The following is a 23,379-nucleotide window of genomic DNA, read 5'->3' on the forward strand; positions in this document are numbered from 1 at the left end:
ATCGGCGTCGCGCGATGGGCGTCAGCCGTCGCGCGACGCCGCGTCAATGCTTGTGCGCGGGGCCGTTCGCATCGTCGGCCGCGGTGATATCCGCCGCACGAGAGACCGGCTGAGCCGCTGGTCCCTCCGGAGCGGTCTGCGATGAGCCGGGCTCCTGTGCTGCTTGAGCTTTGAGGAGATCGCGGATCTCGCCGAGCAGGTCGACGTCGCTCGGTCCGGTCGGGGCCTCGGCGACCTTCGGGCGGAGCTTGTTCATGGGCAGGACGAACACGAAGTAGACGACCGCGGCGACGATCACGAAGTTAATGATCGCTCCGATGACGGCGCCGAACGCGATCTCTCCGCCCCGCGGCAACCCGACGATCAATGCGCCGTCGAGCGAGTCGGCATCGAACGCCTGCCCGATGATCGGGTTGATCAGCGAATCGACGACTCGCTGCACGACGGTGTTGAACGCGGCGCCGATGACGACGGCGACCGCGAGCTCGATCACGTTTCCTCGCAGAATGAACGCTTTGAATCCACTCAACATGTGTTCCCCTCCCTAGTCACGACTGCGGTTCCACGTTAGCGGTTCCCGCACACGAGTCGGGGCCCGGTGCGAAACAATCCGCACCGGGCCCCGAAGGTCGAGACGTGTCAGACGCAGGCCATCGCGTCGTCGGTGACGGCGTCGAAGTAGTCGCTGATCAGGGTGCTGCTGTCGTCCACGCTCGTCGGGTCCTTGGCGTACTCGTAGAAGCGCTCGTAGACCGACTGATTCGGGCTCGAGATGTCGGCGAGCGGCTTCAGGGAGTCGAGCACCTCCGGCGTCAGCTCTCCGGAGGCGCCGAGCGTCGAGAACGCGGTCAGCGCATCGCAGAACTCTGCGGAGCGTTCACCGACATCCTCACCGGTGCCGCTCGAGCTATCAGCCGCTGCATCGGCGGCGCCCTCGGCGGCACCTTCCGCTGCGTCGTCGAGCTCGCTCTCGCTCGGAGCGGGAGAAGCGGTCTCGAGCTCTTCCGTCATCTGCTCGTAGTCGTCGACGGCCGCACCGGTGGCGTTCATCACGGAACCGAGGATGAACAGGGAGAAGATCAGTGCCCCGATGCCCGCGAGGACGGCGACGCCGCCGGTGATGACGCCCGTGAGCGACATGCCCTTCGACTGGCGCTTCCTCAGCGCGAGAATACCGAGGATCACGGCGGCGATGCCGCCGAGGATTCCGATGAACCACGCCCAGAAGAAGACGAGGCTGGCGATACCGATGATGAGCGACGCGATGGCGAGGCCCTTCGGCGCCGCCGGAGGGTAGCCGCCTGAGCCGTACCCGCCCTGGGGCGACTGCGGGCCCTGCGGTGGGACGCCGCCGTAGGGCGCCTGGCCCGGCTGCGAAGCGCCGGGCTGCGAAGCGCCGGGCTGCTGCGGTGCTGGCGGCGTCACGCCGGGAGGCGGAGGCGTCGCACCCGGCGGGGGAGGCACCGATGCGCCCGCGGGAAGCGGCGTCGTCGCAGGCGGAGGCACCGCGGGCCCTGGCTGGAAATCGGAGGGGAGCTGAGAGGTGAGCTCCGGCTCGGACACGGACGGCGGCTGCAGCGGCGTGGTGGGCTGCTTCGGCTGCTCGCCGTTCGGAAGATTCGGGTCGGACATGAGCGGTCTGGCTCCTTCAGCTGGATCGGCTTCCCCGGGCCGATTCGCGTCGCCCGACGACGAGCGCGACCCCGGTGGTGCGACACGGGTCCCCGTCGCACCATGCCATCCTATGCGCGAACCGCGTACGCCGTCCGATTTCGCTCGGTGTCTGCAATCACCAGCGTCCAGGAGGCTGGATGGCTTAGCGTTAGACGCATGGAGTTCCTCGGCGCGACCCCCACAGTCGATCTCACGTATTCAGATGTCTTCCTGGTGCCGCGGCATTCGGAGGTGCGCAGCCGGCTCGACGTGGCTCTTGCGCCCGACGATGGCACGCCGGCGACGATCCCGCTCGTCGCGGCGAACATGAACTCGGTGACCGGCCCGCGGTTGGCGGCAGTGCTCGCGCGCCGCGGGGGATTGGCGGTGCTCCCGCAGGACCTGTCGCCGGAGGCGACCTCAGAGGCCATTCGGCGCGTGAAGCACGAACCCGTTGCGGTTGACGGCGCGATCGTGCTTCCACCCGATGCCACGGCCGCCGACGCGCTCCGCTGGATTCCGAACGCCGACGGTCAACTCGTGGTGGTGGCCGATGATGACCGGTCGAGTTCGCGCGCGACGGCGACGAACTCCGATGCGCCCGCTTCGCTGGTGCCGATCACCGCGGTGCGCGGAACGCTCGGGGCGCATCGGCTCTCATCGGTCCCGTCAGATGCGCGGCTCGGCGATCTCCTCCACGCGCAGACCGTCGTGATCGAGGAATCCGATCTCGGAGATGCTCGCGCCGCGTTCGACGCGGTCGACGCCGCGCTGCGAGCGAACCCCGGCGGCTCGGCCGACGCCGTGTGCGTGGTCCGCGACGGCATGCTGCTCGGGACGCTCTCGCGGCGCTCCGCGCTTCGCGCGTCGATCTACCGGCCGGCGCTCGACGCGCAGGGACGGCTCGCCGTGGCGGCAGCCGTCGGCATCAACGGGGACGTCGCCGCGAAGGCGCGCGCCCTCGCCGAGTCGGGTGCCGATGTGCTCGTGGTCGATACCGCGCACGGCCATCAGGGCGGGATGCTCCGCGCGCTCGAGTCGGTGGCCCGGCTCGATCTCGGAGTGCCGATCGTCGCGGGAAACGTCGTGACGGCGGAGGGGGTGCAGGATCTCGTCTCGGCGGGCGCCTCGATCCTAAAGGTGGGCGTCGGGCCCGGGGCGATGTGCACGACCCGCATGATGACCGCAGTGGGGCGCCCGCAGTTCTCGGCGGTGCTCGAAACCGCGCATGCGGCGCGCGAACTCGGCGCACATGTCTGGGCAGACGGCGGCGTGCGGTATCCGCGGGACGTCGCCCTCGCGCTCGCGGCGGGAGCGTCGTCGGTGATGATCGGCTCCTGGTTCGCGGGCACCGCGGAGTCGCCGGGAGAACTCCTGGCGGATGCCGATGGGCGGCAGTACAAGGAGTCGTGGGGCATGGCCTCCGCGAAAGCCGTGCAGGGTCGGTTCGGGGGGCTCGACGCGTTCGATCTCGCTCGCAAGCAGCTCTTCGCCGAGGGCATCTCGTCGTCGAAGATCTATCTCGACCCGCAGCGACCGGGTGTCGAGGATCTGATCGACATGATCACGTCGGGGGTGCGGTCGTCGTTCACCTACGCGGGAGCGGAGAGCGTTGCCGCCTTCCACGACCGGGCGCGCGTCGGACTGCAGTCGGCCGCGGGATACGAGGAGGGCAAGGCGCTGCCCGTCTCCTGGTAGCCGAGCGCGTTCGAGCGGCAGTCGATTTCATCCTCGATTCCGTCCATCGGCCGCTTCGCGAGAGGGTGCTCCCCATAGACTGGTGCATCTACGACCGTAAGGAGCATCGGTGAAGTACATCTCGACCCGTGGCGGCATGGAGCCGGCCCCCTACAGCGCGATCCTGCTCGAAGGGCTCGCGACCGACGGCGGACTCGTGGTGCCGGAGACGCTGCCCCGGGTGACGGCCGATGAGATCGAGTCGTGGCGGTCGTTCAGCTATCCCGAGCTCGCCGCGGAGGTGCTGAGCCGGTTCGCCACGGATATTCCCCGTGACGACCTGGATCGCATGTGCCGGGACGCGTACAGTTCGGAACTCTTCGTCACGGAGGAGATCGTTCCGCTCACCCCGATCGACGATGAGATCACGCTCGTCGGGCTGTCGGAGGGGCCGACCCTCGCCTTCAAAGACATGGCCATGCAGTTCCTCGGGCAGGCGCTCGAGTACGTGCTCGCCCGCAGCGATCGCGCGCTCAACATTCTCGGAGCGACCTCGGGAGACACGGGTTCTGCGGCCGAATACGCGTTGCGCGGCAAAGACGGCATCGCGGTGTTCATGCTCTCCCCGCAGGGTCGGATGAGCGCGTTCCAGCGCGCGCAGATGTACTCACTCGAAGACGAGAACATCCACAACATCGCGGTCGCAGGCGTCTTCGACGACTGCCAGAACCTCGTGAAGTCCCTCTCGAGCGATCTCGAGTTCAAACGCGCCCATCACCTCGGCACCGTGAATTCGATCAACCTGGGCCGCATCAGCGCTCAGATCGTCTACTACTTCTGGGCGTGGCTCCGCGCGAGCGACGGCGTGCCAGCGGACGAGCGCGCCGGCTACGAGGTGTCGGTGACCGTTCCGTCGGGCAACTTCGGCAACATTCTCTCCGGACATCTCGCGAAGACGATGGGGCTGCCGCTGCGCAAACTGGTGCTGGCCGCGAACGAGAACAATGTGCTCGATCATTTCTTCCGCACCGGCGTCTACGCGCCGCGCACTGCGGCCGAGACGCATGCGACCTCCAGCCCGTCCATGGACATCTCGAAGGCGTCCAACCTCGAGCGGTTCGTCTACGACCTCGTCGGATGCGACTCCGAGCGACTCGGCGAGGCCTGGCGCGAGCTCGATGAGACCGGGCGCATCGATCTCACCGCCGAACTGGTGCGCTTCGAAGCGGAGTACGGTCTGCGCAGCGGCTCGAGCACGCACGCGGATCGCGTGGCGACCATCCGTTCCGTGCACGAGCGCAGCGGCATCCTGATCGACCCGCACACCGCGGATGGCGTGAAGGTCGCCCGCGAGTACGTGGAGCCCGGAGTGCCGATGCTCGTGCTGGAGACCGCGAAGCCCGAGAAGTTCCCGGACATCGTGTTCGAAGCGACAGGCGTGCAGCTCGGGATTCCCGAGCAGCTCGCCGGCCTGCTGGAGCGCGCGCAGCGCGTCACCGAGATGGCTGACGACGCCGATGAGCTGCGAGCGTTCATCTCGGCTCACGCCGTGCATCGGTAGGCAGCAGAAGCAGAAGCAGCCGCCGCCGCGGCGGCCCGAAGAGTGGTGATCGAACGATAGGGGAGTGCGAATGTTCGGATGGGGCGCCAAGCGCGAGATCGATGAGCGACTCACGCGGATCGAGCTCGGCATCGATGGAAGATCGGAGCGGCCGAGAAGCATGCGCTCAGCGTGGAGCGACGGCTTCGGGCTGACCGCCACGCGGTCGCTCCAGGTGATCATCGTCCTGATCCTGACCGCCGCGATCATCTGGGGCATGCGCTCCCTCACCACCGTCGTGATCCCGATCCTGCTGGCGCTGATCTTCGCGAGCACGTTCTCTCCCGTCACGAGTTGGCTGCGTCGCCGCAATGTGCCGGCCGCGCTCTCTGCAGTCATCGTGCTCCTCGGCATCGTCGTGATCCTCTCCGGAATCGGTTGGTTGATCGTCTGGGCCGTGCGGGACCAGTGGGATGATCTCTCGTCCCAGGCGCAGGACGGGTTCGAGCAGGTGGTCGAGTGGTCTCGCACCCTGCCGTTCCTGGCCGATGACTCGCAGCTGCACGAGTGGGGCGATCAGATCCTCGACTTCATCACGAGCGCGCAGTTCGGGTCGGGGGCGCTCGCCGGTGTCGGTGCGCTGACGAGCTTCATCACGGGGCTCGTGCTCATGGTCGTCGTGCTCTTCTTCTTCCTCAAGGACGGCCCGACCATCTGGCGCTTCCTGCTGCGTCCGTTCCAGGGCGAGTCGCTCCGCCGGGCGGAGCGCGCCGGAGCGAAGACCGTGGCGACGCTCGGCTCGTACGTTCGCGGCACCGCTGGCGTCGCAGCGGTGGACGCCATCGGCATCGGTCTCGGCCTCGTGATCCTGCAGGTGCCGCTCGCCCTGCCCCTCGCCGTGCTCGTGTTCGTGCTCGCGTTCATCCCGATCGTCGGCGCGACGGTAGCCGGCATTCTCGCCGCGCTCGTCGCGCTCGTGTCCAACGGACTCGTCAACGCGCTCATCGTCGTCGGCGTGGTGATCCTCGTCAACCAACTCGAGGGCAACTTCTTGCAGCCGGTGCTCATGGGGCGCGCGCTCAAGCTGCACTCGCTCGTGATCCTGCTCGCATTGACGATCGGTACCGTTCTGAGCGGCATCCTCGGCGCGGTGCTCGCTGTGCCGATCGCCGCTGTGGCCTGGGGAGTCATCCAGGTATGGGACGGCGCGAACACTCCTGCGAAGTGGGCGCGGCCCCACCGAACCGCGGACTTCTGAGTCGCCCGCCCGGGAGGGTCCCGCGCGATGGCTGCCCAGGAGCGCAGAATCACGCGGGACACACCCGGGCTGCGCGGCCCGATTTGGCTTGCGGTGCGCTGATGTGTTTATATATATGAGTTGCCAGCGCAGCCGGGGAAGCCCGGGAAGCGGGTAACGCCATTCGGCCCCATCGTATAGCGGCCTAGTACGCTGCCCTCTCACGGCGGTAACGCGGGTTCGAATCCCGCTGGGGTCACCGAATGCAGAAGCCTCACCTTCGGGTGGGGCTTCTGGCGTTTTCGGGCCCGCTCCCGACCAGCGACGAGGCGCGTATCGGCCGCAGTATGCTGGAAGGGTTGTCCAGCATACGAAGGAGCGTCACGTGACCCGTATCATCAAGCTCGCCGTCATTCCGGGCGACGGGATCGGACCCGAGGTCATCGAGCAGGCGAATCGTGTGCTCGACGCCGTGCTGGAGGGCGGCGATGTGGTGCTCGACCGCACCGAGTTCGCCCTCGGCGCGCAGCGTTTCCTCGAGACGGGCGAGACGTTTCCCGAGTCCGAGCAGGCGGCGATCGCCGGGCACGACGCGATTCTCTTCGGCGCCGTAGGCGGAGTGCCCGGCGACCCGCGACTGCAGCACGCGAACATCGAGCGAGGTCTCCTGCTGAAGCTCCGCTTCGACTTCGAGCACTACGCCAACGTGCGCCCGTGCACCCTGTTTCCCGGGGTCGTCTCCTCGCTCGCCGAGCCGGGCGACGTCGACTTCGTCGTGGTGCGCGAGGGCACCGAGGGGCCGTACGCGGGCAACGGCGGGCGCCTCCGGCCCGGCACGCACGCCGAGGTCGCCACCGAGGTGTCGGTGAACACGGCGTTCGGCATCGAACGCGTGGTCCGCTACGCCTTCGAGACCGCACTCACGCGTCAACGCAAGAAGCTCACCTGGGTGCACAAGACGAATGTGCTCGTGCACGCGGGCGCGACCTGGCAGCGCATCGTGCAGACGGTCGCCGCGGAGTACCCGGAGATCGCCGTCGACTACATGCACGTCGACGCCGCCACCATCTTCATGGTGCAGGATCCGTCGCGCTTCGATGTGATCGTCACCGACAATCTGTTCGGAGACATCCTCACCGACCTGGCCGGCGCGATCGGAGGCGGCATCGGGCTCGCGGCCTCCGGCAACATCAATCCCGACGGCACGTTCCCGAGCATGTTCGAACCCGTGCACGGCTCCGCTCCCGACATCGCGGGGAAGCAGCTGGCCGATCCGACCGCGGCGATCCTCTCCGCCGGTCTCATGCTCGATCACCTGGGACTCGTCTCCGACGGCGAACGCCTGCGTTCCGCTGTCCGAGCCGACCTCGCCTCGCGCGGCGCCGCGACGAGGAGCACGGGTGCGATCGGCGACGCCGTGATCGCCCAGCTGATGCCGCGCGGAGCCTGACCGCGCACTCCACCACGCGAGAGAGAATGTTGATGACCGACTTGCAGTTCACCCACACCGAGGCAGAGCGCCTCTCCGACACCGAGCGCGACGCGATCCTCCGCGATCCCGGCTTCGGCAACCACTTCACCGATCACATGATCTCCATCGTGTGGACGAAGGAAGCCGGCTGGCACGACGCGGAGGTCGTGCCGTACGGGCCGATCCCGATGGACCCGGCGTCTTCGGTACTCCACTACGGGCAGGAGATCTTCGAGGGCCTGAAGGCGTACCGCCGCCCCGACGGCTCGATCGTCACGTTCCGTCCGGACGCGAACGCGCGCCGGCTCAATGAATCCGCACGCCGCCTCGCGCTGCCCGAGATCCCCGAGGACCTGTTCGTCGCCGCGATTCAGGAGCTCGTCGCCGCCGACGCCGACTGGGTGCCGAGTGGCGATGATCAGAGCCTGTACTTGCGACCGTTCCTGATCGCCGACGAGAGCTTCCTGGGGGTGCGCGCCGCCGAGCGCGCGCGCTTCCTGATCATCGCGAGCCCCGCTGGCCCCTATTTCACCGGAGGCGTCAAGCCGGTGTCCATCTGGCTCTCCGAGGAGCACTCGCGAGCCGGTCGGGGCGGCACGGGTGCTGCGAAGTGCGGCGGCAATTACGCGGCTTCGCTCCTGCCGCAGCAGGTGGCAGCCGAGAACGGCTGCCAGCAGGTGCTCTTCACCGATTCTTCGACGGACGACACGATCGACGAGCTCGGCGGCATGAACCTCTTCCTGGTGCGCTCCGACGGCACGCTCGTGACGCCGCAACTGAACGGCAACATTCTCGACGGCATCACCCGGCGGAGCCTGATCCAGCTGGCGAGGGATCGGGGGCACGCGGTCGAGGAGCGCGAGGTGACCGTGTCCGAGTGGCGCGAAGGCGTCTCGCAGGGCACGATCACGGAGGCGTTCGCGTGCGGCACCGCCGCTGTCATCACGCCGATCCAGCGCCTCAAGGGAACCGATCTCGAGATCGACTTCGGCAGCAGCGCGCCCGGCCCGCTGACCATGTCGTTGCGGGAGGAGCTCACCGGCATCCAGTTCGGCGCGGGCGAGGATCGGCACGGCTGGTTGCACGTGATGGTTCCGGCGGGTTCGGAGGTGGCTCGATGAAGGTCGCGCGTTTCCAGGTCGACGGCGAGATCGCCTTCGGCGTGCTCGATCAGGCGGAGGCGGGGGCGGACATCGAGCTCGTCGAGCTCACCGGCGACCCGATGGTGGCGGGCTACGCGACGACCGGGCGACGCTTCGCGTTCGCAGACGTGCAGCTGCTCGCCCCCGTCATTCCGCGTTCGAAGATCGTCTGCGTCGGCAAGAACTACGCCGATCACGTCGCAGAGATGCAGGGCGTGACGGGCATCGACGGCGGCGCGCCAGCGGAGCCCCTGCTGTTCTTGAAGCCCAACACCTCGATCATCGGCCCCGGCGACGCGATCGTGCGGCCCGCGGTCTCCGACCGCGTCGAGCACGAGGGAGAGCTCGCGGTCGTGATCGGTGCGATGGCGAAGAACGTGCCGGAGGACGAGGCGTTGCAGTACGTCTTCGGATTCACCTGCGCGAACGATGTCACGGCGCGCGATATCCAGATCAAGGACGGGCAATGGGCACGAGGGAAGGGCTTCGACACCTTCTGCCCGCTGGGACCGGTGATCGAGACCGATCCTGATCTCGCCGACGCGCGCGTCATGACCCGGGTGAACGGCGAAGTGCGGCAGGACGGCAGTACGGCTCAGCTCATCCATTCGCTCGCCCGCATCGTCTCCTACGCATCGGAGGCGTTCACGCTGCTGCCCGGAGACGTGATCCTCACCGGCACGCCGGCCGGGGTCGGTCGACTCGAAGCCGGCGATGTCGTCGAGGTCGAGATCGAGGGCATCGGGATCCTGCGCAACCGGGTCGTGTGAGTCCCGGCTGAGGGCTGTGACACACTGGTGTTTCCCGACGAAGGAGCAGGTGCTGATATGCCCGATTCCCTCCCCGCCTCGCCGCGCTTCGGCATCGAGGAAGAGTACCTGCTGCTCGACTCGGCGACCGGCCTGCCCTCCGACCGCGTGGACGAGATCATCGCGGCGATCCCGGGGCACCTGGCGGAGCACGAGTACTTCCACAGTCAGCTGGAGACGGCGACTCCCATCTGCGTGCGCGCCGATGAGGCGTATGAGGCTCTCAGCGCATTCCGGTCCGCCGCGGCCGGAGCAGGGGACCAACTGGGAGTGGTGCTCGCCGGGACCGGGTTGCCGCCGCTCGGCGGCGATCGCCTGGGCAGCCGGGTTGCGAAGCAGCGCTACGCCGACATCGAGGAGGCCATGCGAGGCATGGTCACGCGCTACTACTCCACGGGAACCCACGTGCACGTCGAGGTGCCGTCGCGAGAGGCGGGCGTCGCAGCCATCGCCAGCATCGCGCCGTGGTCCCCGCTGCTCGTCGCTCTGACGGCGAACTCCCCGCTGTGGGTGGGTGAGGAAACAGGTTACGCCGACTGGCGGTACATGTCGATGCAGCAGTGGGCGACAGCCGGGTACCCGCCGCGGTTCGAGAATGCCGCAGAGTACGACGGCGTCGTGGCCGACCTGGTGCGTTCGGGCGCCCTGCTCGACGGCGGACTCGTGAACTGGTCGATCCGACTCTCCGAGAAGTATCCGACCATCGAAGCGCGTCTCGCCGACGCGCAGCTCGACCCGCGCGATGCGGTCGCCTACGGCGTGCTCTTCCGCGCACTTGTCGCTCGGGCGCTGCGCGACTCCGCCATGGGGGTCGAGTCGCCGCGGTGGCAGCGGGATGTCGTGCGGGGCGCGCATTGGCTCGCGGCCCGGAACGGCCTGAGGAGCGAACTCGTGGATCCCGTGACGGGGAATCCGACGCCTGCCTTCGACGCCATCGATCGACTCCTGGAATACGTGTCGGATGAGCTGACTCACGCGGGAGACCTCGATACTGTGCGAGCGTTCCTCGACCGCCGGAGAGCCGATGGCGGGCCGGCCCAGGTGCAGGTGGATCGCTGGCGGGCTGCTGGCATGCCCGGTCTGCTCGAGCTCTACCGGGCCGGACACCGGGAACGGTAGCGCACCGGGGCAGCGCACGGCCGTGCGGCCTCCGACGTCGGTCGGGTACGCTCAAGGCATCCGAGACCGCGAGGAAGGGGTCGGGATGACGAACGGATGGCATGCGCTCCGACGGGGCGAATCCGTGCTCGAGCGACGAAAGCTGCTGGAGCGGGCGCACGAGCGATTCGTGGACGACCGCTCGCCGCAGCTCGCCGGTGATCCGGAGCTCCGTGATCGCTTCGCCCAAGCGTCTGCCGTGCGCACGGTCGTGCTCGAATCCTGGCTGCGATCCCGCCGGTTGACCATCGACCCCGACGGTATCCCGCAACGTCCGTCCCTGTCTGAGGCGCAGCTGACGGAGATGCGTGCGACCCATCCGATCGGGAGTGTGCTCCCCGTGGTGAGCCGGTTGCTGCTCGATGAGGCGAGCGAATCGGGCTTCATCGTCGCCGTGGGGGATGCGTCCGGGCGCCTGCTGTGGGTCGACGGTGATCGGACCTTGCGCAGCCAGGCGGAGGAGATGGGGTTCCGTGCCGGAATGGACTGGTCGGAGCAGGCCGTGGGCACGAGCGCTCCCGGCAGCGCGCTCGCGCTGGACCACGCGATACAGGTGCTCGGCGCCGAGCACTACTCTCGAGCAGTGCATCCGTGGAGCTGCACGGCAGCGCCGGTGCACGACCCGGGAAGCGGCGCCATCATCGGTGTGATCGACGTCACCGGCGGCGATGGCGCCGCGTCGCCGCATCTCATGCCACTCATGGAAGCGACACTCGCCGCGGTCGAAGCAGAATTGCAGCTCGTGGCGCTCCGCCGGCGAATCGAGCTGGATCGCGGTGCTCGGAATCGCTCGTCAGCGGCGCCTTCCCGCTCACGTGCGGCAACGGGCGCGACGCACGGCGCACCGCAGTCCCTGCCACGTCTCATCGTGCTCGGTCGTGAGCCCGCGTTGCTCGAGCATCTCGGAGGCGCGGAGCCCGTGAGCGGGAGGCACGCCGAGATCCTCCTCGCCCTCGCCGCGGCCCCGCAGGGGCTCTCGGCGCGGGCGCTGGCGGAGGCGGTCTACGGAGCTCAGGGGTCTGAGCGGACGCTGCGCCCCGAGATGGTGCGGCTGCGCAGGTGGTTGGAACGGCACTGCGTGGAGCTCGACCTCAGCTCGAAGCCGTATCGGCTCGTACCCGGGATCCGGATCGACGCGCACGAGACGCTCGAGGCAATTGGGCGGGGCGCCCACCGCCTCGCGCTCGCGGCGTACGAGGGGCCGGTGCTGCCGACCTCCAGAGCGCCGATCGCCGAGCAGCTCCGGGCGTCCGTCGACGCGACGCTGCGCGAGGCGATGCTCCAGTGGGCGGGCCCGGACCCGCTGTTCGCCTACGCGCAGAGCTGGGCGAGCGACGACGTGCAGGTCTGGGAGACGCTGCTGCAAGTGCTGCCGGCGCTGTCTCCGAAGCGGGCACGCGTGGTGGCGAGACTGGAGCATCTCGCCCGCGACACGAGTTGACCGGGGCACCAGCATCCGCGGCGCGCACCCGCGACGCGGGAGGTGCAACCTCCGTGCAACCTCGACCGTTCTACCGTCGAGCATCCGCACTGCACCAGCGGATCGACCCGGACAACGATGTCAGAGGAGATGCACATGACCGTCTATGCAGCACCCGGCCACCCCGACGCACTGGTGACCTTCGCACCGCGATACGAGCACTACATCGGCGGAGAATGGGTCGCCCCGGTGCGGGGGCAGTACTTCGAGAACGTCACACCGATCACGGGCCGAGCATTCTGCGAAGTCGCGCGCGGCACCGCGGAAGACATCGAGGCAGCGCTCGACGCCGCCCATGCCGCCGCACCCGCGTGGGGGCTGACCAGTCCGGCGGAACGCGCAGTGATCCTGAACAAGATCGCCGATCGAATCGAGGAGAATCTCGAGGCCATCGCCGTCGCCGAGACGTGGGACAACGGCAAAGCCGTGCGCGAGACGCTGAACGCCGATATTCCTCTGGCGATCGATCACTTCCGGTACTTCGCCGGCGCCATCCGTGCCCAGGAAGGCGGACTCTCCCAGATCGATGCAGACCTCGTCGCCTACCATTTCCACGAGCCGCTCGGCGTCGTCGGACAGATCATCCCCTGGAACTTCCCGATCCTGATGGCGACCTGGAAGCTCGCACCGGCGCTCGCAGCCGGCAACGCGGTCGTGCTGAAGCCCGCGGAGCAGACGCCGGCCTCCATTCTGTTCCTCTTCGAACTCATCGGAGACCTGCTCCCGCCCGGCGTCGTCAACATCGTCAACGGGTTCGGCGCGGAAGCGGGCAAGCCTCTCGCCTCCAATCCCCGGATCAGGAAGATCGCATTCACGGGCGAGACGACGACGGGCCGACTGATCATGCAGTACGCCTCCGAGAACATCATTCCCGTGACGCTGGAGCTCGGGGGGAAGAGCCCCAACATCTTCTTCGACGACGTCATGCGCGCGGACGACGGCTACTGGGACAAGGCGCAGGAGGGGTTCGCGATGTTCGCGCTCAACCAGGGAGAGGTATGCACCTGCCCGTCGCGCGCACTGATCCAGGAGTCCATCGCGGGGGACTTCCTCGACGCAGTCGTGGAGCGCACCGAGCGCATCACCCGCGGGAACCCGCTCGACACCGACACCATGGTCGGCGCGCAGGCGTCGAACGACCAGTTCGAGAAGATCAAGTCGTATCTCGACATCGGGCGGCAGGAGGGCGCGCAGGTGCTCACCGGCGGTGGCGTCGAAGACCTCGGGGGCGGGTTCGCGGACGGGTTCTACATTCAGCCCACCATCTTCCGGGGCGACAACTCCATGCGCATCTTCCAGGAGGAGATCTTCGGCCCGGTCGTCTCGGCCACGACCTTCACCGACTTCGACGACGCGATTCGCATCGCGAACGACACCCTCTACGGGTTGGGCGCGGGGGTGTGAAGTCGCGACGGCGCAACCGCGTACCGGGCTGGGCGGGCGATCGAAGCGGGCCGGGTATGGGTGAACAACTATCACGCGTACCCCGCGCACGCGGCGTTCGGCGGGTACAAGTCGAGCGGCATCGGGCGGGAGAATCACCTGATGATGCTCGACCACTACCAGCAGACGAAGAACCTGCTCGTGAGCTACCGCGAGAGCGCCGACGGATTCTTCTAACCCGACGAAGGTAAGGAGACAGGATCATGAGCGGGTCGGACGCAGCCGCGCCTCGGGCGGCGAGACCAGAGGTGGCCGGAGAGACCGAGAGCCGCCTGGCATTCACGCCGTCGGCGATCGAGCTCATCGAGCGATTGTGGGCGATGCACGGCCCGCTCATGTTCCATCAATCGGGTGGCTGCTGCGACGGCAGCGCGCCGATGTGCTATCCGCTGGGCGAGTTCCGCACCGGCGGACAAGACGTCCTGCTCGGCACCCTCGAGCTGCCGTCGCTCGGTGAGAGCGGCTCGGCGCCCGGCCCCGCGGGGGCGCCCAGGGAGATCGGCTTCTGGATGTCGCGGGAGCAGTTCGGGGTGTGGGCGCACACCCATCTCACGGTCGACGCGGTCGCCGGTCGCGGCAGCGGCTTCTCGCTCGAAGCTCCGGAGGGTCTGCGCTTTCTCATCCGGTCGCGGTTGCTCTGATCGGCACTCTCGGAGGGGGTCGCGCCTGCGACCTGCGACAATAGACGTGTGGATCCCAACAAGCTCAACCATGACCGCGCTCCCGAGAGCACGCCGCTGCGCAAAACCCGGCCTCGCTCGGCCGACGCTGCGGCTCGCCCGCAGGTGCGCCCGAAGGCCGAGGGCTGGAAGCAGATCGCGGATCCAGACGGTCGCCCGACGCTGCAGTTCGCGTCGCCGCGCGTGAAGCAGCCGGCCACCCACCTGGCTGACCTCACGCTCGAGGAGCGGGAGGCGAAGGTCGTCGAGCTGGGCGTGCCGAAGTTCCGCGCGAAGCAGCTCTCCAAGCACTACTTCGAGCACCGGACGACCGATCCGGAGCAGATGACGGATCTTCCGAAAGACCGCCGCGAGGAACTCGCCGCGGCGTTCTTCCCGCCGTTGCTCACCGAGGTGAAGCGCCTGGTGACCGACGACGGCGACACCATCAAGTTCTTGTGGCGACTGTTCGACGGCGCGCTCGTCGAGTCCGTGCTCATGCGATACCCCGGCCGAATCACGCTCTGCGTCTCGAGCCAATGCGGGTGCGGCATGAACTGCCCCTTCTGCGCCACGGGGCAGGCGGGGCTGACCCGGAACATGTCGACCGCCGAGATCCTCGACCAGATCGTGCAGGCCAATCGCGTCATCGCCGAAGGCGGCCTGGGGGGCGCTCGTCGCGTCGCTCAGGGCGCGGAGCCGGAGCGCGTGAACAACATCGTCTTCATGGGCATGGGCGAGCCCCTCGCGAACTACAAGCGCGTGATGAACGCGGTGCATCGCATGATCGCACCGTCGCCGGAGGGCCTCGGCATGTCGGCGCGAGGTATCACCGTCTCGACCGTGGGGCTCGCCCCGGCGATCCGCAAGCTGGCCGCCGAGAACATTCCGATCACCTTCGCGCTGTCGCTGCACGCGCCCGACGATCAGCTGCGCGACGAGCTCATCCCGGTCAACAGCCGGTGGAAGGTCGAAGAGGTGCTCGACGCGGCCTACCACTACTACGAGACGACGGGTCGCCGCGTCTCCATCGAGTACGCCCTCATCAAGGACATGAACGACCACGGCTGGCGCGCCGACCTGCTCGCCGACAAGCTCAACGAGCGCGGTCGCGGGTGGGTGCACGTGAACCCGATTCCACTGAACCCGACACCGGGCTCGATCTGGACCTCATCGACGCGGGAGGTGACCCGCGAATTCGTCGACCGCCTGAACGCAGCCGGCATCCCCACGACGCTCCGCGATACCCGTGGCAAAGAGATCGACGGGGCATGCGGGCAGCTGGTGGCCACCGAGCAAGACGTGGCCGAGGCCGAGGCCTTCGCCGCAGCGGGCTGACCCGCAGCGCGAGCGACGGTCCACCGGTCCGGTTCAGCGCCTGAGCGCCTCGATGAGGCCGACCACGTCGTCAGGGGTGTTCCACACGTGGAACGCGACGCGCGCGTTGCCCGCGCGTCCCGAGGCGACGATTCCGGCGCGCGTCAGCGACGCCAGGTCGACCCCCTCGATGTCGCTCCAGGTGACGATGGCCGAATCTCCCGGTTCGAGCCCGAGACCCGATCGGGCGGCGTTCGCAAGACCGAGCGCGTGCTCGTGCAGGGCACCCGTGTCGATGCTCGCGATGGTCTCGAGCGCGGCGACGGTACCGGGAATGACGGGCCAGGCGGGGGAGAGGTCGAAGCGCCCGGCACCCGCTGCGAGCGGAGTGTGCCCGGCGTAGCAGGAACTCCAGGGGTCATCGGCCGAATACCACCCGGCCGCGATCGGCACGAGGGCATCGTCGAGACCCGCGCGAACGGTCATGAACGCTGAGCCTCTGGGCGCGCTGAGCCACTTGTAGGCGTGGCAGATGGTGATGTCGAAGTCGCCAGCATCCACCGGGAGCCAGCCGACGGCCTGCGTCAGGTCGACGCAGGTGAGCGCCCCGGCAGCCTCCGCCGCGGCGAGGATCGCTCGATGATCCGATACTGCGCCCGATGCCGACTGCACGTGCGACCAGGCGACGAGGGACGTGCCAGGGCGAACCGCATCGGCGAGGTGCTCGAGCTCGACGTACCTCACGCGCACGTTGCGGCCGGCCTGTTCGAACGGGTGGGTCAGCGAGGAGAAATCGCCGGCCACGCAGAGCACCTCGCCCCCATCAGGAACCGCGGTCGCCACGACCGACGCGAACTGGGAGATCTGCGTGCCGACGGCGACGCGCTCGGGCGCGACGCCGACGAGCCCCGCGTAGAGGCTTCGGCACTGCTCGACCTGAGCGCTGATCCGATGCGCGTCCATGCGACCCGTCGACCACTCGTCGATGAAGGTCTGCAGCGCGGCGGTGGTGGTGGTCGCAGGCAGCCCCGCCGTGCAGGCCGAGAGATAGCCGGGCACCGAGGCGTACTGCCGCTGCAGCTCGAGAAGCGTGGTCTGTGCGTCCATGCTGCCAGCGTAGGAGCCCGTGAGTCATAATGAAACAGAATCATTCTTATGCTTTGCCTCGCGTCTGGTTATGTGTGGGTGTACACTGCCACCATGACTTCGATGCGCACCGCCGATCCGCTCGCCTCGATTGATTCGACCGAGCTCCGCATCCTGCACGCGCTCGCCACCACCGGTTCGCTCACTGCTGCTGCCGCGTCACTCGGGCTGAGCCAACCGGCCGTGAGTCAGCGCATCAAGCGAGTCGAGACCCGGCTAGCCGTTCCGCTCATCGAGCGCAGCGGGCGAGGCATCCGGCTGACGACGGCCGGGCAGATCCTCGCCGATCACGGGCGCACCGTCGTCAGCGAGATCGATGCCGCGCTGGCCGCGATCGATGACCTGCGCGGTGAGCGCGCCGGGACCCTGCGGCTCGTCGGCTTCCCGAGCGCCAGCGCCACGCTGGTCCCGATGCTGATGCGGCGGCTCGCGATGGAAGCGCCGGACGTCGCACTCCAGTACCGCGAGGCCGAGCCGCCCGCCGCAACGGCGATGCTGCGCGACGGGGAAGTCGACTGCGCGCTCATCTTCGATTACGAGGGCGCGGCCGAGCTGCCCGCCGGAAGCGCGTTCCTGCCGCTGTGGCGAGAAGAGGTGCACCTCGTCGTCTCGGACGAGCGGGCCGCAGGGGAGCGCACGGCGAAACTCGGCGACTTCTCGACCGAGCACTGGATCGCGGGATGTGAGAAATGCCGCGGACATCTGCTCGCGGCGGCTGGCGACGCCGGCTTCGAACCCGACATCATCCAGGAGACCGACAACGTGCCAGCCATGCTGGCGATGGCGGCGGCCGGCGGAGCCGTCGCACTTGTACCGGGACTCGCGCTCGCAGCTGCGCGGAGCCTCCCCGACGACGCCTGCGCACTGCCTCTCGACCCGCCCCGCTATCGCACCATCGGACTGGTATCGATGGCGACGGCGAACGAGAGCCCCCAGGTGCGACTCGCGAAGCGCCTCCTCGCCTCGGTCGACGGCAGTGCGTGGCACCTCGAGACCGTCCCGCACGCGGCGTAGGGATCGAGATGCCTCACGCACAGCCGGTGACCCCGGATTCGCGGACCGGAGACGGCGTGCGCGCTCTGCAGCGCCGTTCGGTCGCGGTGCTCGCGCTCGCCACGGTGCTCGGGGGCCTCGGCATCGGAGCGTCCTTGTCGGCCGGCGCCCTGCTCATCGCCGATGTCACCGGAAACCCCGCGCTGTCGGGATTCGGTTCGACGATGAACGCGGTGGGGGCCGCGGTCGCCGGGATTCCGCTCGCGCGGCTCGCCGCTCGTCGGGGACGACGAGTCGCTCTGACGACCGGCAATCTGCTCGCCGTCGGGGGAGCCCTCCTCGTCATCGGAGCAGCACTCGTCGAGATTCCTGTCCTGCTCTTCGTCGGTCTCGCCGCACTCGGCATCGCCGCCGCCGTGCAGCTGCAGGCCCGCTTCGCGGCGACCGACCTCGCGACTCCCGCGCATCGCGCGCGCGATCTCTCGCTCGTCGTGTGGTCGATCACCATCGGGGCGGTGATCGGACCGAATCTCATCGGACCGGGAGAGACCCTCGGCGACGCGCTCGGTCTCCACGCGCTCTCCGGCATCTTCGTGTTCACGATCGCGGCTCAGCTGTGCGCCGGCCTGGTCGTCTGGTTCGGCCTGCGGCCGGATCCGCTGCTGGAGGCGCGCGGGATCGCGAAGACCGCAGGCGACCACGCCACTGCGGCGCTCGGCGGCGAACCGGACGAGCCAGCCTCGGCATCGCCGGCCCCGACGACGGCGATGCGTGTCGGTCGCGCTCCGCAGTTCCTCGCGATCGCGCTCGTCGCCCTCGGCCACGCGGTCATGGTCGGCATCATGGCGATGACCCCGCTGCACCTCACGCACCACGGCGGCAGCATCGAGCTCGTCGGCATCACGATCAGCATCCACATCGCCGGCATGTACGCGCTCTCCCCGCTCGCGGGAATCGCGGCGGGCCGCTTCGGCCCGATCCCGGTGGTGCTCACGGGCTACGCGGCGCTCGCAGCGGCCGCCGCAGGGACGGCGTTCGGAGGCGGTTCGGTCGTGGTCGTGCAGACCTCGCTGGTGCTGCTCGGGCTCGGCTGGTGCATGGTCACGGTCGCCGGCGCGACACTGGTCACCGCGCTGACTCCCGAAGTGGAGCGCCCGGCGCGGCAGGGGCAGTCGGATACCGCGATGAACGCGGCGGGAGCCGTCTTCGGCGCGGCCTCAGGGGTGCTCTTCGCGGTCGGCGGATTTCCGGTGCTGTCGAGCGTTGCCGGAGTGCTCATCGTGCTCGGGATCGCCGTGAGCCTTCGACTTCGGGTGCTCGCTCGACGCTAGAATGACGGTGATGTCACACACCGAGAGCCCCCAGTTTTCCACCGCGACCGGAGCCGACGTTCGCGTTCGGTTCTGCCCGTCGCCCACCGGCACCCCCCACGTCGGAATGGTGCGCACCGCACTGTTCAACTGGGCGTACGCCCGGCACACCGGGGGCACGTTCGTCTTCCGCATCGAGGACACGGACGCGGCCCGCGACAGCGAGGAGAGCTACAGCCAGATCATCGATTCGCTGCGGTGGCTCGGGCTCGACTGGGACGAAGGCATCGATGTCGGCGGCCCGCACGGTCCGTACCGCCAGTCCGAGCGCGGCGAGATCTATCAGCGCGTCATCGCGCAGCTGATCGAGGGCGGGTACCTCTACGAGAGCTTCTCGACCGCTGAAGAGATCGATGCGCGCAACATCGCGGCCGGGCGGCCGAAGCAGCTGGGCTACGACAATTTCGATCGCGACCTCAGCGATGAGCAGCGCGCCGCGTTCCGGGCGGAGGGTCGCGAGCCGGCGCTGCGATTCCGAGTGCCCGACACCGACCTGTCGTTCACGGACCTCGTGCGCGGCGATATCACGTTCCCCGCCGGATCGACGATCGACTTCGTGGTGGTTCGGCCGAACGGCGCGCCGCTGTACACGCTCGTGAACCCCGTCGACGACGCGCTGATGGGGATCACGCACGTACTGCGAGGAGAAGACCTCCTGTCGTCCACGCCTCGCCAGATCGCGCTGTACCACGCGCTCGTCGAGCTCGGTATCGCGCAGGCGATCCCGCAGTTCGGTCATCTGCCGTACGTGCTGGGCGAGGGGAACAAGAAGCTGTCGAAGCGCGACCCCGAATCCAACCTGCTGCACCACCGGTCGCGCGGGTTCATTCCGGAGGGCCTGCTCAACTATCTGTCGCTCCTCGGATGGTCGCTTGCTCCGGATCGCGACGTGTTCTCGAGCGACGAGATGGTCGCGGCGTTCGACGTCGCGAACGTGAACCCGAACCCGGCCCGCTTCGATCAGAAGAAGGCCGACGCGATCAACGCCGATCACATCCGGCTGCTGTCGGAAGAGGATTTCGGGAAGCGGATCCTGCCGTACCTCATCGCGGGGGGAGCCCTGCAGATCGAACCAACGGAGGAGCAGCTCGCGGTGATCGCCCGCGCGGTGCCGCTGGTGCAGAGCCGCGTCACCGTGCTCTCCGAGGTCGTCGGCATGCTCGGCTTCCTCTTCACCACGTCTGAGCAGCTGCACTACGAAGACGACGCGCTCGCCTCGTTGAAGGACGACGCACCGCAGGTGCTCGCCGCGGGCATTGCGGCGCTCGATGCGCTCCCCGCCGACGCGTGGGAGACGGCAGGCATTCAGGAGGCGCTGCAATCCGCGCTCGTCGACGGGCTCGGGATCAAGCCCCGCCTCGCCTTCGGACCGCTCCGCGTGGCTGCCTCCGGCCGACGCGTGTCGCCTCCTCTCTTCGAGTCCTTCGAGCTGCTCGGCCGCGAGGAGTCGCTCGCGCGTCTGCGGCGCCTGGAACAGCACCTCGCGGGCTGACGTCGAGGGGTGGCAGCGCATGAGGAGCAGCGAGGCGCCGATCGGCGTTGCGATCATCGGCGGCGGACCGGCCGGATTGTCCGCCGGACTGCAGCTCGTGCGTGCGAACCGACGCATCGCGATCCTCGATAGCAACCGTCCGCGCCACTCCGCGACCCTGCAATCCCACGGGTTCCTGACGCGCGACGGAGTGTCTCCACTCGAGCTCCGGCGCCTCGGCCGCGAGGAGTTCGAACGCTACCCGTCAGCGATGTACGCCCAGGCGATCACTCGCGAGGTGACCCCGCTCGCTCCCGACGAGGCGCGCGCGGCGGGGTTTCCAGACGGCATCGGCTTCTCGGTGCGGGGGACCGGCATTCGCGGCGCGGCGGATGTCGAGTACACGGCTCGTCGCGTCCTCATCGCCGCCGGGTTGACCGAAGAGCTGCCGGCACTGCCGATGATCCGCGCGTACTACGGCACCGCGTTGCACAGCTGCGTCGAGTGCGACGGGTTCGAGAAGACCGATAAGCCGCTGGTGCTGATCGGCGAGACCAGCGACGTCTTCTCGCGGGCCCTGCTCATCAGCCGCTTCAGCTCGGATCTCATCGTCTTCACGAACGGCGCCGACACCGTGCGTCCCGAGCAGGAAGCGCAGCTCGAGCGCATCGGCATCCGTGTGGAACGGCGTCCGATCGACGACATCGTCGGCGAGCGTGCTGAGATGACCGGGGTGCGCCTCGCGGATGGAGAGGTGATCGCGCGAGTCGGCGGCTTCGTGCGGCCGCGCTGGCACGCGCCGGTGGAGTTCCTCGGCGATCTGCCCATCGCTCGTGATCACTGGGGTCTCGTGGAGGTCGATGAACGCGGTGAGACCTCGATCCGCGGCGTGTACGGCGTCGGCGACATCGTGCCGCCCGGGCCGCAGCAACTCGTCATCGCGGCGGGCAATGGCGCACGCGTCGCCGCAAAGCTGAATCTCGATATGATTCGCGGTGCTCTCGGAGTGGGGCTCGTCGACGACTAGCCCGGGCGGCGGTCTCAGGCTTGGGTGCAGCGGGTGATATCACCCCGCCGCAGCGACGCGGGCTGCGGCGTCGCGAGCGAACTCCATGCCGTACTGGCGGCCGAGCACTTCTTCGCGCAATTCCGCGAACGTGCCGTCGACGATGCTCCCACGAATGCGATCGACCAGGCGCACGATGTAACGCTCGTTGTGGATCGTCGCGAGCGTCGAACCGAGCATCTCCTTCGCCTTGAAGAGATGATGCAGGTACGCCGCCGTGTAGTTCTGGCAGGTGTAGCAGTCGCATTCCGCGTCGAGCGGCTCGAACCTGCGTCGCTGGCCTGCGGACTTGGCGTTGATGCGTCCCGTCGGCGAGTACATGGAACCGCCTCGCGCCTGCCGGGAGGGGGCGACGCAGTCGAAGGTGTCAGCGCCCGCAGCGATGGCGGCGAACAGGTCATCGGGTTCTGAGATGCCGAGCAGATGCCGCGGCTTGGAATCGGGAAGTTCATCGGAGACCCAGCCGACGATGGTGCCGAGATCCCGCTTCTCCAGAGCTCCGCCGATGCCGAATCCGTCGAACTCCTGCTCGGTGGCCTCCGACCCGCGAAGATGAGCTAACCCGTTCGCCGCGCGCCGTCGCAGGTCCTCGTACTGCGCCCCCTGCACGACTCCGAAGAGAGCCTGGTAGGGGCGGTGCGTTCGCGATGCGGTCTGGCGCGCGTGCTCGTCGAGGCACCGCACCGCCCACCGCTCCGTGCGCTCCACCGAGTCCTCCTGGTACTCGCGGGTGTTCAGCAGTGTGGTGCACTCGTCGAACGCGAACATGATGTCGGCGCCGAGTTCGTGTTGGATGCGCATCGAGACCTCCGGCGTGAAGCGATGCTTGTCGCCGTTCAAGAACGACTTGAAGGTGACACCGTCCTCGTCGACGTGCGCGAGACGCTCCTTGTTCTTCGCAATCACCTCGGCGCCGGAGTGGGCGGACTCCGCCATCGATATCACCTTCTTGAATCCGACGCCGAGCGACATCACCTGGAATCCTCCGGAGTCGGTGAAGGTCGGCCCGTCCCAGTTCATGAATCGGCCGAGGCCGCCCGCTTCGTCGACGAGGTCGCTTCCCGGCTGCAAGAAGAGGTGGTAGGCGTTCGCAAGAACGGCCTGGCCGCCGAGTTCGCTCACGGTCGCTGGCAGCAGCGACTTCACTGTGGCCTTGGTGCCGACGGGGATGAATGCGGGGGTCTGGATCTCCCCGTGCGGGGTGCGGATCGTCCCGCTCCGTCCGAGCGGTTCGCCTCCGGAACCGACCGCCCCGCCGGATTCGAGCTGCTGATCGACGGTGAAGCCGAAGTCTGCGGGAGAGGGGGGACTCGCTGGTGCGGTGGGTGCGTTCACCCACCCATCTAAGCACCTCCCGCGACGCGCCCGGGATCGTGGGGTGCGAGGCGAAAACGGGCGCGTTTCGGCCATCTCTGCCGTGGACCGACCCGGTGTCGGTTGGGGTGTCGGTGGGGTGTCGTGTGGGTGAATTGGCGGATTCATGCGGGGACACGCCCGGGATGCTGCGTGGTGTTGCTGGTCGGGGGTCGGGGGCCGTAATGTATTCCCTTGTCAGCGCGACGCAGCCGGACTGAAACGGTCCGGCTCATTTACATGCGCTTCTCGCCACGTTCTTGTGGTAAGTTAGACAGGTTGCTGTTCGGAGCTTCCCTTGGTTGGGTGTGACGGGTGGTGTCTGGTCTTTGAGAACTCAATAGTGTGCACTTAAATTGTCATATGCCAATTTAATTTATAATCCCCGACATCC

General features: G+C 68.2%; 18 protein-coding genes, 1 tRNA gene and 1 pseudogene. 16 read left to right on the forward strand and 4 right to left on the reverse strand.

Features of this window, described 5'->3' with window-relative positions; genetic code table 11:
• Window positions 1-43: 43 nt before the first annotated feature.
• Both mscL and JE033_RS11935 read right to left on the reverse strand, forming a co-directional pair.
• Complete coding sequence (mscL, locus tag JE033_RS11930; protein WP_234037446.1) at window positions 44-532, reverse strand: large conductance mechanosensitive channel protein MscL; 489 nt, start codon at window positions 530-532, stop codon at window positions 44-46.
• A 107-nt stretch (window positions 533-639) separates the two neighbouring features.
• Window positions 640-1,632, reverse strand: coding sequence for a DUF4190 domain-containing protein (locus JE033_RS11935; protein ID WP_200331833.1), 993 nt, complete (start codon window positions 1,630-1,632; stop codon window positions 640-642).
• A 198-nt stretch (window positions 1,633-1,830) separates the two neighbouring features.
• Here JE033_RS11935 and JE033_RS11940 point away from each other — a divergent pair, with 198 nt between their 5' ends.
• From JE033_RS11940 to rlmN, 12 genes and pseudogenes are all read left to right on the forward strand, one after another.
• Window positions 1,831-3,351, forward strand: a complete 1,521-nt coding sequence (locus JE033_RS11940) for a GuaB1 family IMP dehydrogenase-related protein (protein ID WP_200331835.1) — start codon at window positions 1,831-1,833, stop codon at window positions 3,349-3,351.
• Window positions 3,352-3,460: 109 nt separating this feature from the next.
• Window positions 3,461-4,891 carry a threonine synthase gene (gene thrC / locus JE033_RS11945; RefSeq protein ID WP_200331837.1) on the forward strand — a complete coding sequence of 477 codons (1,431 nt, stop codon included), beginning with the start codon at window positions 3,461-3,463 and terminating at the stop codon, window positions 4,889-4,891.
• 70 nt (window positions 4,892-4,961) lie between these two features.
• Window positions 4,962-6,128, forward strand: a complete 1,167-nt coding sequence (locus tag JE033_RS11950) for an AI-2E family transporter (protein ID WP_200331935.1) — start codon at window positions 4,962-4,964, stop codon at window positions 6,126-6,128.
• Between the two features lie 165 nt (window positions 6,129-6,293).
• Window positions 6,294-6,366 (forward strand) — tRNA-Glu (locus JE033_RS11955).
• 126 nt (window positions 6,367-6,492) lie between these two features.
• Complete coding sequence (locus JE033_RS11960) at window positions 6,493-7,557, forward strand: 3-isopropylmalate dehydrogenase (RefSeq protein WP_200331839.1); 1,065 nt, start codon at window positions 6,493-6,495, stop codon at window positions 7,555-7,557.
• A 32-nt stretch (window positions 7,558-7,589) separates the two neighbouring features.
• Window positions 7,590-8,699 (forward strand): branched-chain amino acid aminotransferase, encoded by a 1,110-nt coding sequence (locus JE033_RS11965; RefSeq protein ID WP_090150155.1) that lies wholly within the window; start codon window positions 7,590-7,592, stop codon window positions 8,697-8,699.
• A complete protein-coding gene (locus JE033_RS11970; protein WP_090149904.1) occupies window positions 8,696-9,490 on the forward strand; it encodes a fumarylacetoacetate hydrolase family protein in 795 nt (264 codons plus the stop codon). Before JE033_RS11965 ends, JE033_RS11970 begins: the two co-directional genes overlap by 4 nt.
• A gap of 57 nt (window positions 9,491-9,547) precedes the next feature.
• A complete protein-coding gene (locus tag JE033_RS11975) occupies window positions 9,548-10,648 on the forward strand; it encodes a YbdK family carboxylate-amine ligase (RefSeq protein WP_200331842.1) in 1,101 nt (366 codons plus the stop codon).
• Between the two features lie 85 nt (window positions 10,649-10,733).
• Entirely contained in the window at window positions 10,734-12,128 is a 1,395-nt protein-coding gene (locus JE033_RS11980) for a transcriptional regulator (protein ID WP_200331844.1), read from the forward strand.
• A 135-nt stretch (window positions 12,129-12,263) separates the two neighbouring features.
• A pseudogene (locus JE033_RS11985) lies at window positions 12,264-13,787 on the forward strand (aldehyde dehydrogenase family protein).
• A gap of 26 nt (window positions 13,788-13,813) precedes the next feature.
• Window positions 13,814-14,251, forward strand: coding sequence for a DUF779 domain-containing protein (locus JE033_RS11990; RefSeq protein ID WP_200331846.1), 438 nt, complete (start codon window positions 13,814-13,816; stop codon window positions 14,249-14,251).
• A gap of 48 nt (window positions 14,252-14,299) precedes the next feature.
• Complete coding sequence (gene rlmN / locus JE033_RS11995; protein WP_200331848.1) at window positions 14,300-15,607, forward strand: 23S rRNA (adenine(2503)-C(2))-methyltransferase RlmN; 1,308 nt, start codon at window positions 14,300-14,302, stop codon at window positions 15,605-15,607.
• Window positions 15,608-15,640: 33 nt separating this feature from the next.
• Here rlmN and JE033_RS12000 read toward each other — a convergent pair whose 3' ends face one another.
• The gene (locus JE033_RS12000) at window positions 15,641-16,693 is read right to left on the reverse strand and encodes an aminotransferase class V-fold PLP-dependent enzyme (protein WP_200331850.1); all 1,053 of its coding nucleotides are present in this window, start codon (window positions 16,691-16,693) and stop codon (window positions 15,641-15,643) included.
• 93 nt (window positions 16,694-16,786) lie between these two features.
• Here JE033_RS12000 and JE033_RS12005 point away from each other — a divergent pair, with 93 nt between their 5' ends.
• From JE033_RS12005 to JE033_RS12020, 4 genes are read left to right on the forward strand one after another with little or no spacing between them, the layout of a single operon-like run.
• Window positions 16,787-17,746 (forward strand): LysR substrate-binding domain-containing protein, encoded by a 960-nt coding sequence (locus JE033_RS12005; RefSeq protein ID WP_090150148.1) that lies wholly within the window; start codon window positions 16,787-16,789, stop codon window positions 17,744-17,746.
• Window positions 17,747-17,754: 8 nt separating this feature from the next.
• Entirely contained in the window at window positions 17,755-19,056 is a 1,302-nt protein-coding gene (locus tag JE033_RS12010) for an MFS transporter (protein ID WP_200331852.1), read from the forward strand.
• 10 nt (window positions 19,057-19,066) lie between these two features.
• On the forward strand, window positions 19,067-20,587 hold the full coding sequence (gene gltX, locus JE033_RS12015; protein WP_200331854.1) for a glutamate--tRNA ligase: 1,521 nt from the start codon (window positions 19,067-19,069) through the stop codon (window positions 20,585-20,587).
• Between the two features lie 19 nt (window positions 20,588-20,606).
• Window positions 20,607-21,593: an NAD(P)/FAD-dependent oxidoreductase gene (locus JE033_RS12020; protein ID WP_200331856.1), complete on the forward strand. Its 987-nt coding sequence runs from the start codon at window positions 20,607-20,609 to the stop codon at window positions 21,591-21,593.
• Between the two features lie 39 nt (window positions 21,594-21,632).
• On the opposite strand, the gene tgt is transcribed toward JE033_RS12020, so the two are convergent.
• Window positions 21,633-22,967 carry a tRNA guanosine(34) transglycosylase Tgt gene (tgt, locus tag JE033_RS12025; protein ID WP_200331858.1) on the reverse strand — a complete coding sequence of 445 codons (1,335 nt, stop codon included), beginning with the start codon at window positions 22,965-22,967 and terminating at the stop codon, window positions 21,633-21,635.
• Between the last annotated feature and the right edge of the window lie 412 nt (window positions 22,968-23,379).

Source organism: Leucobacter sp. L43, assembly GCF_016597785.1.
Classification (GTDB): domain Bacteria; phylum Actinomycetota; class Actinomycetes; order Actinomycetales; family Microbacteriaceae; genus Leucobacter; species Leucobacter alluvii.

What these genes read in the sequence shown, in the direction of transcription:
- mscL (WP_234037446.1), bottom strand. Translation starts at nt 532, where the DNA reads ATGTTGAGTGGATTCAAAGCGTTCATTCTGCGAGGAAACGTGATCGAG.
- JE033_RS11935 (WP_200331833.1), bottom strand. Translation starts at nt 1,632, where the DNA reads ATGTCCGACCCGAATCTTCCGAACGGCGAGCAGCCGAAGCAGCCCACC.
- JE033_RS11940 (WP_200331835.1), top strand. Translation starts at nt 1,831, where the DNA reads ATGGAGTTCCTCGGCGCGACCCCCACAGTCGATCTCACGTATTCAGAT.
- JE033_RS11950 (WP_200331935.1), top strand. Translation starts at nt 4,962, where the DNA reads ATGTTCGGATGGGGCGCCAAGCGCGAGATCGATGAGCGACTCACGCGG.
- JE033_RS11965 (WP_090150155.1), top strand. Translation starts at nt 7,590, where the DNA reads ATGACCGACTTGCAGTTCACCCACACCGAGGCAGAGCGCCTCTCCGAC.
- JE033_RS11970 (WP_090149904.1), top strand. Translation starts at nt 8,696, where the DNA reads ATGAAGGTCGCGCGTTTCCAGGTCGACGGCGAGATCGCCTTCGGCGTG.
- JE033_RS11975 (WP_200331842.1), top strand. Translation starts at nt 9,548, where the DNA reads ATGCCCGATTCCCTCCCCGCCTCGCCGCGCTTCGGCATCGAGGAAGAG.
- JE033_RS11980 (WP_200331844.1), top strand. Translation starts at nt 10,734, where the DNA reads ATGACGAACGGATGGCATGCGCTCCGACGGGGCGAATCCGTGCTCGAG.
- JE033_RS11990 (WP_200331846.1), top strand. Translation starts at nt 13,814, where the DNA reads ATGAGCGGGTCGGACGCAGCCGCGCCTCGGGCGGCGAGACCAGAGGTG.
- JE033_RS12000 (WP_200331850.1), bottom strand. Translation starts at nt 16,693, where the DNA reads ATGGACGCACAGACCACGCTTCTCGAGCTGCAGCGGCAGTACGCCTCG.
- JE033_RS12005 (WP_090150148.1), top strand. Translation starts at nt 16,787, where the DNA reads ATGACTTCGATGCGCACCGCCGATCCGCTCGCCTCGATTGATTCGACC.
- JE033_RS12010 (WP_200331852.1), top strand. Translation starts at nt 17,755, where the DNA reads ATGCCTCACGCACAGCCGGTGACCCCGGATTCGCGGACCGGAGACGGC.
- gltX (WP_200331854.1), top strand. Translation starts at nt 19,067, where the DNA reads ATGTCACACACCGAGAGCCCCCAGTTTTCCACCGCGACCGGAGCCGAC.
- JE033_RS12020 (WP_200331856.1), top strand. Translation starts at nt 20,607, where the DNA reads ATGAGGAGCAGCGAGGCGCCGATCGGCGTTGCGATCATCGGCGGCGGA.